Annotated in this window: 6 protein-coding genes; 3 read left to right on the top strand and 3 right to left on the bottom strand. The window is 62.1% G+C overall.

Translation table 11 applies throughout. The features are described from left to right. Positions 1-47 precede the first annotated feature (47 nt). Entirely contained in the window at positions 48-695 is a 648-nt protein-coding gene (gene msrA, locus J3P86_RS02215) for a peptide-methionine (S)-S-oxide reductase MsrA (RefSeq protein ID WP_434631522.1), read from the top strand. A gap of 519 nt (positions 696-1,214) precedes the next feature. Here the strand turns inward: msrA and J3P86_RS02210 are convergent. The 3 genes from J3P86_RS02210 to putP all read right to left on the bottom strand — a co-directional run bounded on the left by J3P86_RS02210 (position 1,215) and on the right by putP (position 5,992). Further along, positions 1,215-2,054, bottom strand: a complete 840-nt coding sequence (locus tag J3P86_RS02210; protein WP_434626420.1) for a 23S rRNA (adenine(2030)-N(6))-methyltransferase RlmJ — start codon at positions 2,052-2,054, stop codon at positions 1,215-1,217. Positions 2,055-2,190: 136 nt separating this feature from the next. Next, entirely contained in the window at positions 2,191-4,218 is a 2,028-nt protein-coding gene (locus tag J3P86_RS02205) for a type VI secretion system tip protein VgrG (RefSeq protein WP_434699334.1), read from the bottom strand. Positions 4,219-4,507: 289 nt separating this feature from the next. Continuing rightward, complete coding sequence (putP, locus tag J3P86_RS02200) at positions 4,508-5,992, bottom strand: sodium/proline symporter PutP (RefSeq protein ID WP_434696077.1); 1,485 nt, start codon at positions 5,990-5,992, stop codon at positions 4,508-4,510. 462 nt (positions 5,993-6,454) lie between these two features. On the opposite strand from putP, the gene putA reads away from it, so the two are divergent. Together putA and J3P86_RS02190 are read left to right on the top strand one after the other, a co-directional pair. After that, positions 6,455-10,408, top strand: a complete 3,954-nt coding sequence (gene putA, locus J3P86_RS02195) for a trifunctional transcriptional regulator/proline dehydrogenase/L-glutamate gamma-semialdehyde dehydrogenase (RefSeq protein ID WP_434696078.1) — start codon at positions 6,455-6,457, stop codon at positions 10,406-10,408. Between the two features lie 256 nt (positions 10,409-10,664). Next, on the top strand, positions 10,665-12,467 hold the full coding sequence (locus J3P86_RS02190; protein ID WP_434699333.1) for an acyl-CoA dehydrogenase: 1,803 nt from the start codon (positions 10,665-10,667) through the stop codon (positions 12,465-12,467). Positions 12,468-12,507 lie beyond the last annotated feature (40 nt).

Here is a 12,507-nt window from a genome sequence, read left to right as displayed (position 1 = left end):
ACTGACGGTCTATTTCGCTCAATTCAATCTGACTGAGAGGACTGATGATGGTCTTGCGCTCGGAAATCCTGGTGAACAAAAACGTGCTTCCTACTCAAGAACAAGCTCTGCCTGGCCGTGAAACCCCGATGACCGTGCCGGAAAAACACTTCGTCCATGACGCGCCGCTGCTGGGCCCGTTTGCCATGGACGTGGACTTCGCGATCTTTGGCCTGGGTTGCTTCTGGGGTGCGGAGCGCAAGTTCTGGCAACGTGAAGGCGTGGTCAGCACGGCGGTGGGTTACGCGGGCGGCTTTACGCCAAACCCGACTTACGAAGAGGTCTGCTCGGGCCTGACCGGCCACAGCGAAGTGGTGCTGGTGGTCTACGAGCCGGAGAAAGTCAGCTACAACGAACTGCTGGCGATGTTCTGGGAACTGCACAACCCGACCCAGGGCATGCGCCAGGGCAACGACATCGGCACCCAGTACCGCTCGGTGGTCTACTGCACCACGCCCGAGCAGCTGGAAGCGGCGAAAAAGAGCAAGGAACTATTCCAGGCTGAACTGACCAAGGCCGGGCTGGGAGAAATCACCACCGAAATCGACGAAGCGCCGACCTTCTACTTTGCCGAGGCGTATCACCAGCAATACCTGGCGAAGAACCCTGAAGGTTATTGCGGGATTGGCGGTACGGGCGTGACTTGCCCGATCTGACAATTCTAAAAGCTTCGCGAGCAGGCTCGCTCCCACAATGGCCGGGGTCGAACCTATATAGTGAGTACACTCCAGCACCTGTGGGAGCGAGCTTGCTCGCGAATGCGAGCCTGACAGTCGGCCGGGGGTTTGTGGACTGGGTACATATCCGTTGCTGCGGTAACGGCGGCTTATGGTTCCGCTTTTACAGCGGCTCACTTTTAAGAGGCGCAAAAGTAAGCAAAACGCCTTTGCCCCACCACTCGGCACCTCGCTCAGGCTCGGTGTGCCCTCACTCCGGCATTGCTCCGTGGGCCCGCCGCGAAGGGCCGTCCCTGGCCCAGCGCGGCTATCCCGGCATCCATGCCGGGATGCCCACTGCGCAATGCCTGCGTTCGGCCAGCGTGGTTAACGGGGCGCCGAAATCAACATCAAGGTCTAAGGCGAGGCGGCCTGACAGCCGACCTGGTTTTGGGTGAAACCGCGTTTCCCCTGTGGGAGCGAGCCTGCTCGCGAAGGCGCCCTTTCGGGCACCATCAATCAGCTTTCAGCAATCAACCAATCCATCTGCCAACCACCCTGGGTCTGCCCGAGCTTCCTGGATAACCAGGGCAGCAATTCCCGCAATTCTTCCTCAAGCCCCCAAGGCGGATTGGCGATGGCCAGGCCGGAGCCGTTCAGGCTGTTCGGCGTGGCCAGCGGATGCACCAGCAATTCCACCCGCAACAGCTTCGGCGCGCCGGTGCCGGCCAGGTCCTGATAGAAGCGACGCAACATGCGCTGGTCCTTCACCGGGTACCAGATCGCCGCAACCGTCTGGCGCATCCGGCCGATGGCTTCCTTGAGCGAAGCGGCGCAGCGCTGCATCTCGTCGAGCTGCTCGAACGGCGGATCGATGAGCATCAGCCCGCGCTTCTCGCTCACCGGCAGCAGAGCCCGCGGCACATGCCAGCCTTCGCCCAGGTGCACCGCCACGCGACGGTCACCCTTCATGTTGTCCTTGAGCAGTACACCGTCTTCGGGATGTTTCTCGTTGAGCAGCACCCGATCCTGCGCCCGGGTCAGGCGCCGCGCCAGCTCCGGTGAGCCCGGGTAATAACGCAACTGGCCGTCCGGGTTCATCTCGTGCAGCACCTTCATGTACTCGGCGGTCAGCGGCGGCAGGTCATCCTGGCCCCACAACCGCGCGATGCCTTCCAGGTATTCGCCGGTGCGATTGGCCTGGTCACCCTGCAAGTCGTACAGCCCGATGCCCGCGTGGGTATCGAGGTAGGCAAAGGGCTGCTCCTTGCGCGACATCAGGGCAATGAGGCGGGTCAAGGTCAGGTGTTTGAACACATCGGCGTGATTGCCGGCGTGGAAGGCATGGCGATAATTCATGGCGGCTCCTGCGAAGGCCGAGGAGTTTACCTTGAAGCGTGCCGAACGTCAGGGGTTCGCAGCCGAGCGGACGAACAGACCCGTGGCGAGGGAGCTTGCTCCCGCTGGGCTGCGCAGCAGCCCCTTACAACGAGCCTCAATACGCCAACAGATCACAGGCGCCCTCCTTGCAGCGCTCGCATTCCTCGCAGAACGGCGCGGGGCTTTTCAGGCTGAGGATCTGCGCATGGCTAAGGGCTGAGGCCGGCGCGGCGGCGAGTTTTCCCGCCGCGCCGGGCGCAATGGCTTCGGCCCCCATGACTGCCATCGGCGCGCCACCGACCTGGATCGGCACGCTGCTGAAGATTCCGCCCGGACCGATGTTGATCCAGTGCCCACCGGCCTGGATGGTCGCGCTGGCGCCACCCTCCAGCACGACCTGCCGGCCGGCACTGACATGAAAGCCCCCCACGGCGCTGATGGCCTGGTTGGCCACGCGGATATGCCGATCGCCCGTGACCAGCAGGTGATCGTCCTGGCGGACCTCGACCTGACGCCGACCTGCGGTGATGCGCTGCTCGCCGTTCTGCAGTTCATGCCGCGACAAGCCTGCGACCACGATGCTGCGCTCGTGATCGACCTGCACGCGCTGGTCGTGCAACACGTGCTGGGTCCAGTTGCGCTGGGCCCTCAGGTAGATTTCCTCGGCACCCTTGCGGTCCTCGATGCGCAACTCGTTGTAGCCACCGCCACCGGGGCTGCTCTGGCTGCGCAATATGCTGCGGGTCTTGTCCGCCGGCAGGTCCAGCGGTACCGGGTTGGCGCCGTTCGGCAGACAGCCCACCACCAGCGGCTTGTCCACGTCGCCCTCCATGAACCCCACCAGCACTTCCATGCCGACCCGGGGAATCATCACGCCGCCGTAGTGATCGTGTGCCCAGCCGCTCGCCACCCTCAGCCAGCAACCGGAATGCTCGTCACGCTTACCGTCGCGATCCCAGACCAGTTGCACCTTGACCCGCCCGAACGCGTCGCAATGTATTTCGCTGTCCGCCGGGCCGGTCACCACCGCGGGCTGGTAGCCGTTGACGGACGGCTTCCTGTGTTGCAACGGCGGACGAAAGAACACTTCACACGGCGTCGCGAGGAAGCTATTTCGGTAGCCCTGGAACTCATCCGCGCCGACAGAGGCGTTTTCTTCCAGCACCTGCGGCTGGCGGCCATGGTGGTCAACCTGCGTCAGCAACCAGAGGTCGTTCCATTGCGCCCGGGGATGCTCCTTGATACACATGAAATGTCCGCTGGCAAAGGCGCTGTCATCGCTGCCGCCCTCCGCCAGGCACCCATCACCCGCCTGCCGCTCGAGAGCATGCTGGGCCAGATGCTGGCCATCGTCGCGGTCGGTGAACTGGCCGGGGTAGTGATAACTCTCCAGAACGGGAAGTTGCTGATTGTCGATGTCCGCCTGCAACGAGAGGCCCGGCTTGCGAAAATCGTAGTCGCGCAACATCACGGCGTTGGTGTGGGTCTGCAGCCGCACCGCCAGGCGCTTGATGGCCGGCTCGGCGGCAGCCATGCCGCTGCCGGGCAGATACACAGTGGACTCGGGCAAGCGCGGGAACACCGTCTGGTCGTCGCCAAATATCAGCAGGTGGCCGTCAGGGCTGTGTCGGAAGTGATAATGGATGCCGACTTCGGCGCAAATCCGCTCGATAAAAACCAGATCGCTTTCGTGGTACTGCACGCAATATTCACGCTCGGGGTATCGTCCGCCGAGACCAGTGAACTGGCAGGCATCGGCGAGAATACCGTGGTCCTTCAATACGTGGGCGATGATTTCCGGCACGCTCAGGTGCTGGAAAATCCGCTGGTTGATGCGATGGCGCAAGTAAGCCAGGCGAGGCACCAGGCTGATTTGATAACGGCTCAGCCGCTCGCCCGAATCGCCTTGGGCGACGCTATAGACCTGGCCGTGTATCCCGCCACCTTGGTGGCCGAAGCGCAGATAAGCCTGACGATGCAATAGATCTTCAAGCACCAGGTCGGGCCGCTCGCTGACCAGTTCCAGATCAAAGCGATAGGGCTGGCTGACGGCTTCCGTGCCCTTGAACTCAAGGACCTGCAATTCATTCGGGCCGCTGTCGAATGTCAGCGTAAAACGTGGCGAGTTGGCAGGCGCGAACATCCGATGTGCCTCTGCGAAAGGGAGGCAAACGATTCTGCATGAGCCATGGTGGATTGGACCGATCAGCGGAAAAAACAGATTTGCCTTACAGACGACGGGGCAAAGGTTGCAAAAAACAAACGTATCGCCTGACATCGCGGTTTGGCAGAGCCTGTCAGGCAAAGTGAGGTAACGGCGGAGTATCTCCAACAATCGGGCCGGGGCGCCGCCAAAAAAAACGGCCCGCCTCCATAAGAGACGAGCCGTTTTCCAAACCTTCAGACGAGCCATGAAGGCCTCGCCGAGTGGCTTATTGATTCAAGCGGAAATCCTTCTCGGCCGCTTCGAAGCGCTGCAGCATGCCGGCGGTTGGCGAACCCATCTTGCTGACCAGGTAGATCGCCAGGCTGGCAAAGATGAAGCCAGGGATGATTTCGTAAAGGCCCAGCAGCTCGAAATGCTTCCAGACGATTACGGTGATCGCACCCACCAGGATCCCGGCCAGCGCGCCGTTACGGGTCATGTCTTTCCAGATCACCGAAATCAGTACCACAGGACCGAATGCCGCACCGAAACCGGCCCAGGCGTAGCTCACCAGGCCCAGCACGCGGTTTTCCGGGTTGGCGGCCAGGGCGATGGCGATGACCGCTACCAGCAGCACCATGAAACGACCGACCCAGACCAGTTCCAGCTGGGAAGCGCTCTTGCGCAGGAACGTCTTGTAGAAGTCTTCGGTCAAGGAACTGGAGCATACCAGCAGTTGGCAGCTCAAGGTGCTCATGACCGCCGCCAGGATGGCCGACAGCAGGACACCGGCAACCCATGGATTGAACAGCAGTTTCGCCAGTTCGATGAACACACGCTCAGGGTTTTCGGTTACCGGACCGGCCACTTCAGGGTGCGCCGAGAAGTAGGCGATACCAAAGAAACCGACGGCAACGGTGCCGCCCAGGCACAGGATCATCCAGGCCATGGAAATACGACGCGCCTTGGCAATCGACTTGACCGAATCTGCCGCCATGAAGCGCGCCAGGATATGCGGCTGGCCGAAGTAGCCCAGGCCCCAGCCCATCAGCGAGATGATGCCGATGAAGGTGGTGTTTTTCAGCATGTCGAACGACGTAGGGTCTTTCGCTTCGATGGCCAGGAACGTGGTATCGACGCCGCCGGTGGCCAGCAGCACGATGATCGGCGTGAGGATCAACGCGAAGATCATCAGCGTGGCCTGCACGGTATCGGTCCAGCTCACGGCCAGGAAACCACCGATGAAGGTGTAGGCGATGGTCGCGGCGGCACCGGCCCACAGCGCGGTCTCGTAGGACATGCCGAAAGTGCTTTCGAACAGACGGGCACCGGCAACAATGCCGGAAGCGCAGTAGATGGTGAAGAACACCAGGATCACGACGGCGGAGATGATCCGCAGCAAACCGCTCTTGTCTTCGAAACGGCTGGCGAAGTAGTCCGGCAGCGTCAGCGCGTCACCGTTGTGCTCGGTCTGCACCCGCAGGCGCCCGGCCACGAACAGCCAGTTCAGGTAGGCACCGATGATCAGGCCGATGGCGATCCAGCTTTCCGACAGGCCGGACATATAGATGGCGCCGGGCAAACCCATCAACAGCCAGCCGCTCATGTCGGAGGCACCGGCAGAGAGCGCCGTCACGACACTGCCCAGGCTGCGACCGCCCAGGATGTAATCGGAAAGGTTGTTGGTGGAGCGATAAGCCATCAGGCCGATCAGGACCATGGCTGCGATATAGATCACGAAGGTGATCAGGGTAGGATTGCTGAAACTCATGAGTACGCCCTGGCTTTGTTTTTATGGTGCGGTGGCAGTTGAAAACCCGGACAACGCAGACGTTGTACCGACGTTTTGTGGACCCGCGAATTTATGACTGATGTTTCCCCAGGAAAGCCACCAGCCGATGCCCCTCGGCGGAAAGCCGGTTGCACCTTGGCCGCGAATGCTATTCAACAAATCAAATAAGGTGCAACCAGTTTCGTTCAAATAAGTTGCACCTAGTCGGAATATTCGTACGGAAGGAGACTTTTCGCACGCTATTGGTGCAAACAAGGGTGATTTTCGGCTCAGTAGCGCACCAACAAAGTGCGAAGCATGTTCGGAGCCCGGTGCGTCCTGATGAGCTGCTCAATATTTCGACAAAAAACAGGTTGCACCCGGTTGCACCTCTATCGGCTCGCAGCTAATCTTGCCGCCAGCTGATGCCACGCCATACGTGGTAAACATGAGGATAAAAATATGGCTACCACCACCCTTGGGGTCAAACTCGACGACCCGACCCGCGAACGCCTGAAGGCGGCCGCAACCTCGATTGATCGCACGCCGCACTGGCTGATCAAGCAGGCAATTTTCAATTACCTGGAAAAACTCGAGGGTGGTGCAACCCTGACCGAGCTGAACGGTTCGACCCGCGCCGACAGCGATGATGCCGGTGAAGTCCAGCCCGATCACGCTCACCAGTGCTTCCTGGAGTTCGCCGAAAGCATTCTGCCGCAATCGGTCCTGCGCGCCTCCATTACCGCCGCCTACCGCCGCCCTGAGCCGGAAGTGGTGCCGATGCTGATCGAGCAGGCCCGACTGCCGGCCGAAATGGCCGAAGCCACCAACAAGCTCGCGGCGTCGATCGCGGAAAAACTGCGCAACCAGAAGAGCGCCGGCGGGCGTGCCGGTATTGTCCAGGGCTTGCTGCAGGAATTTTCCCTGTCGTCCCAGGAAGGCGTGGCGCTGATGTGCCTCGCCGAAGCACTGCTGCGCATCCCGGACAAAGGCACCCGCGACGCACTGATTCGCGACAAGATCAGCACGGGCAACTGGCAGCCGCACCTGGGCAACAGCCCGTCGCTGTTCGTCAACGCCGCCACCTGGGGCCTGCTGCTGACCGGCAAGTTGGTCGCCACTCATAATGAAGCCGGCCTGACTTCGTCGCTGAGCCGCATCATTGGCAAGAGCGGCGAGCCGATGATCCGCAAGGGCGTCGACATGGCCATGCGCCTGATGGGCGAGCAGTTCGTCACCGGCGAAACCATCGCCGAAGCCCTGGCCAACGCCAGCAAATTCGAAGCCAAGGGCTTCCGTTATTCCTACGACATGCTCGGTGAAGCCGCGCTCACCGAACATGACGCCCAGAAGTACCTGGCCTCGTACGAACAAGCCATCCATTCGATCGGCAAAGCCTCTCACGGCCGTGGGATTTACGAAGGCCCGGGCATTTCCATCAAGCTTTCGGCCCTGCACCCGCGTTACAGCCGCGCCCAGTACGAACGCGTCATGGACGAACTGTACCCGCGCCTGCTGTCGCTGACCCTGCTCGCCAAGCAATACGACATCGGCCTGAACATCGACGCCGAAGAGGCCGACCGCCTCGAACTGTCCCTGGACCTGCTCGAGCGCCTGTGCTTCGAGCCGCAGCTGACCGGCTGGAACGGCATCGGCTTTGTGATCCAGGCCTACCAGAAGCGTTGCCCGTACGTCATCGACTATGTGATCGACCTCGCTCGTCGCAGCCGTCACCGCCTGATGATCCGCCTGGTGAAAGGCGCCTACTGGGACAGCGAGATCAAGCGCGCCCAGGTCGAAGGCCTGGAAGGCTATCCGGTCTACACCCGCAAGGTGTACACCGACGTTTCCTACATCGCCTGCGCCCGCAAGCTGCTGTCGGTGCCGGAAGTCATCTATCCGCAATTCGCCACGCACAACGCCCACACTTTGTCGGCGATTTACCACATCGCCGGTCAGAACTATTACCCGGGGCAGTATGAGTTCCAGTGCCTGCACGGCATGGGCGAACCGCTGTACGAACAGGTTGTAGGCAAGGTTTCCGAAGGCAAGCTGAACCGTCCGTGCCGTGTGTACGCGCCTGTCGGCACCCACGAAACGCTGCTGGCCTACCTGGTGCGGCGCTTGCTGGAAAACGGCGCGAACACTTCGTTCGTCAACCGCATCGCCGACCAGTCGATTTCCATCCAGGAGCTGGTGGCCGATCCAGTGGCGAGCATCGAGCAGATGGCAACGCTGGAAGGCGGTTTCGGCCTGCCGCACCCGCGTATTCCGTTGCCACGCGATTTGTACGGCAGCGAGCGCGCCAACTCCAGCGGCATCGACCTGGCCAACGAACATCGCCTGGCCTCGTTGTCCTGCGCCCTGCTGGCCACCGCCCACAACGACTGGAAAGCCGCGCCGATGCTCGGCTGCGCCGCCAGTGAAGAAACCCCGGCACCGGTGCTGAACCCGGCCGATCATCGTGACGTGGTGGGCCACGTGCAGGAGGCTACCGTCGCCGATGTCGACAACGCCATCCAGTGCGCCCTCAACGCCGCGCCGATCTGGCAAGCCACGCCACCGGCCGAACGCGCCGCGATCCTGGAGCGCGCCGCCGACCTGATGGAAGGCGAGATCCAGCCGCTGATGGGCCTGCTGGCCCGCGAAGCCGGCAAGACCTTCGCCAACGCCATCGCCGAGGTACGCGAGGCCGTGGACTTCCTGCGCTACTACGCGGTGCAGGCGCGCAACGATTTCACCAACGATGCCCACCGTCCATTGGGCCCGGTGGTCTGCATCAGCCCATGGAACTTCCCGCTGGCGATTTTCAGCGGCCAGGTCGCCGCCGCACTGGCCGCCGGCAACCCGGTACTGGCCAAGCCCGCCGAGCAGACGCCTCTGGTGGCTGCCCAGGCAGTGCGCCTGATGCTTGAAGCCGGCATTCCGGAAGGCGTCCTGCAATTGCTGCCGGGCCGTGGCGAAACCGTTGGTGCACGCCTGGTGGGTGACGATCGGGTAAAAGGCGTGATGTTCACCGGTTCAACCGAAGTCGCGCGCCTGCTGCAACGCAATATCGCCGGACGCCTGGACAACCAGGGCCGGCCGATCCCGCTGATCGCCGAAACCGGCGGCCAGAACGCGATGATCGTCGACTCTTCGGCCCTGACCGAACAAGTGGTCATCGACGTGGTGTCCTCGGCTTTCGACAGCGCCGGCCAGCGTTGCTCGGCCCTGCGTGTTCTGTGCCTGCAGGAAGATTCCGCCGACCGCGTCATCGAAATGCTCAAGGGCGCCATGGCCGAATCGCGCCTCGGCAACCCCGAGCGCCTGTCGGTGGACATCGGCCCGGTGATCGACGCCGAAGCCAAGGCCGGTATCGAGAAACACATCCAGGCCATGCGCGACAAAGGTCGCACCGTGTATCAGATGGCAATCGCCGACAGCGACGAGTGCAAGCGCGGCACCTTCGTGATGCCGACCCTGATCGAGCTGGAAAGCTTCGACGAGCTGCAACGCGAGATCTTCGGCCCGGTGCTGCACGTGGTGCGCTACAAGCGCAAGGAACTGGACCAGTTGATCGGTCAGATCAACGCCTCCGGCTACGGCCTGACCCTGGGTGTGCACACGCGTATCGATGAAACCATCGCCAAGGTGATCGACAACGTCCATGCCGGTAACGTCTATGTAAACCGCAACATCGTCGGTGCCGTGGTCGGCGTGCAGCCGTTCGGCGGCGAAGGCCTGTCGGGCACCGGTCCGAAGGCCGGCGGCCCGCTGTACCTGTACCGCTTGTTGTCGACTCGTCCTACCGATGCGATCCAGCAGTCCTTCGTACGGGGCGATGCCCTGTCGGCACCGGACCTGCGCTTGCGCGACGCCATGAGCAAACCGCTGACCGCCCTGCAAGCCTGGGCCGACAGCCACAAGCTCGCCGAACTGAGCGCCCTGTGCGTGCAGTTCGCCGCCCAGTCGCAAAGCGGCATCACCCGCCAGCTGACCGGCCCGACCGGCGAACGCAACAGCTACGCCATCCTGCCCCGCGAGCACGTGTTGTGCCTGGCGGACGTGGAAGGCGACCTGCTGACGCAGCTGGCGGCCGTATTCGCCGTGGGCGGCTCGGCCGTGTGGCCGGAAACCGACACCAGCAAGGCGTTGTTCGCACGCTTGCCGAAGGACATTCAAGCGCGTATCCAGCGGGTTGCCGATTGGACCAAGGACGACGTGCTGTTCGACGCAGTCCTGCACCACGGCGACTCTGACCAGTTGCGCGGCGTGTGCCAGCAAGTGGCCAAGCGCGCCGGGGCGATCGTCGGGGTGCATGGCTTGTCCCAGGGCGAAACCAATATCGCCCTGGAACGCCTGGTGATCGAACGCGCGCTGAGCGTCAACACCGCCGCGGCGGGTGGTAACGCCAGTCTGATGACGATCGGTTAAGCGCGACGTTCGCTGAGCATCGGCAATAGATGCTCAGCCCACCGAACCTGTGGGAGCGAGCTTGCTCGCGATAGCGGCCTGACAGCCAGCATCTTTGTTGTATGTGAGATAGCTATCGCGAGCAAGCTCGCTCCCACATTTTATCCGCGTCAGATCACCCCCTGCGTTCTGCCGCTCCATCACCCAAATCAATCTTGCTGTTCACCCTCCCGCCTCACACCTAGACTCGGCCCATTCCAAGAAAAGGTAGGCCGCCATGTCCGAGACGCTGCTCAGTTCCCGCAATCTGGCTTTCGAGCTGTATGAAGTCCTTGATGCCGAAGGCCTGACCCAGCGCGAACGGTTTGCCGAGCACAATCGCGAAACCTTCGACGCGGCCATCGGTACGGCCCGCAGCATCGCCGAAAAATACTTCGCGCCGCACAACCGCAAGAACGACGAAAACGAACCGCGCTATGCAGATGGCCAGGCCATCCTGATCCCGGAAGTGAAACCCGCGGTGGATGCGTTCCTGGAGGCGGGCTTTCTCAACGCCGCCCGCAGCTTCGACGCCGGCGGCATGCAACTGCCGACGCTGCTGTCCCAGGCGTGCTTCGCGCATTTCCAGTCGGCCAATGCTGCTTCGACTTCTTACCCGTTCCTGACCATGGGCGCGGCGAACCTGATCGAAAGCTTTGGTAGCGATGAGCAGAAACAACGCTTCCTGCAACCGATGATCGACGGCCGTTTCTTTGGCACCATGGCCCTGACCGAACCACACGCGGGTTCTTCGCTGGCGGATATTCGTACGCGCGCGGAACCGGCGTCCGACGGCACTTATCGACTCAAGGGCAACAAGATCTTCATTTCCGGTGGCGACCATCCGCTGTCGGAAAACATCGTGCACATGGTCCTGGCCAAACTGCCGGACGCGCCGCCGGGCGTGAAGGGCATCTCGCTGTTTATCGTGCCCAAGTTCCTGGTCAACGAAGATGGCAGCCTGGGCAAGCGCAACGACGTACTGCTGGCCGGGCTGTTTCACAAGATGGGCTGGCGCGGCACTACGTCTACGGCGCTGAACTTCGGTGATAACGGTGAGTGTGTCGGTTACCTCGTCGGCAAACCGCACCATGGCCTGAGCTACATGTTCCAGATGATGAACGAGGCGCGGATCGGCGTCGGCATGGGCGCCGTCATGCTGGGCTACGCCGGTTACCTGTATTCCCTTGAATACGCCCGCGAGCGCCCGCAGGGACGAGTGCCCGACAGCAAGGATCCAGGCACCGCGCCCGTACCGATCATCCAGCACGCCGACGTACGCCGCATGCTGTTGACCCAGAAAGCCTACGTGGAAGGTTCGTTCGACCTGGGCCTGTACGCGGCGCGGCTGTTCGACGACACCACTACGCTTGAGAGCGAAGCCGAGCGCCGCCGCGCCCATGAGTTGCTGGACCTGCTGACGCCTATCGTCAAATCATGGCCATCGGAGTTCTGCCTGAAGGCCAACGAATTGGCGATCCAGATTCTCGGCGGCCATGGTTACACCCGTGAATATCCGGTGGAGCAGTATTACCGCGACAACCGCCTGAACCCGATCCATGAAGGCACCCATGGCATCCAGTCCCTGGACTTGCTCGGACGCAAACTGGCACAGAACGGCGGGGCCGGTCTCAAGCAACTGATCCGTCTGGTGGCCGATACCAGCGAGCGCGCCCAGGCGTACGATTCGTTGACGCCCCTGCGCCAGCCGCTGGAAGCCCTGGTGGCGCGCCTGCAATCGGTCACCCTCGGGCTGCTGACGGACCTGGCCCAGGGCAAGGTCAACAGCAGCCTGGCCAATTCGGCGCTGTACCTGAAAGTGTTTGGCCATATGGTGATTGGCTGGCGCTGGCTGGAACAGGCGATTCGTGCCGAGGAAGGGTTGGCCAGGGGCAATGCGGCGGATGTGGATTTCTACAGGGGCAAGCTGCAAGCGGCGCGCTACTTCCTGACCTGGGAAGTGCCAGGCTGTCATCACGAGCTGGCGATTCTCGAGGCGCGGGATGATACGTGCCTGGGGATGCGGGATGAGTGGTTTTGAGCCGGAGCTTGCTGCGCGGCTGAAATCCATTCGCGAGCAG

The organism is Pseudomonas sp. D1-1 (assembly GCF_051132225.1).
In the GTDB taxonomy this organism is placed as follows: domain Bacteria; phylum Pseudomonadota; class Gammaproteobacteria; order Pseudomonadales; family Pseudomonadaceae; genus Aquipseudomonas.
Note: the sequence above shows the minus strand (reverse complement) of the source record. Positions and strands in the feature narration are given on the sequence as shown.

Excerpts from the sequence above, each read along its gene's own strand:
- putA (WP_434696078.1), top strand. The coding sequence starts at position 6,455 with ATGGCTACCACCACCCTTGGGGTCAAACTCGACGACCCGACCCGCGAA.
- msrA (WP_434631522.1), top strand. The coding sequence starts at position 48 with ATGGTCTTGCGCTCGGAAATCCTGGTGAACAAAAACGTGCTTCCTACT.
- J3P86_RS02210 (WP_434626420.1), bottom strand. The coding sequence starts at position 2,054 with ATGAATTATCGCCATGCCTTCCACGCCGGCAATCACGCCGATGTGTTC.
- putP (WP_434696077.1), bottom strand. The coding sequence starts at position 5,992 with ATGAGTTTCAGCAATCCTACCCTGATCACCTTCGTGATCTATATCGCA.
- J3P86_RS02205 (WP_434699334.1), bottom strand. The coding sequence starts at position 4,218 with ATGTTCGCGCCTGCCAACTCGCCACGTTTTACGCTGACATTCGACAGC.
- J3P86_RS02190 (WP_434699333.1), top strand. The coding sequence starts at position 10,665 with ATGTCCGAGACGCTGCTCAGTTCCCGCAATCTGGCTTTCGAGCTGTAT.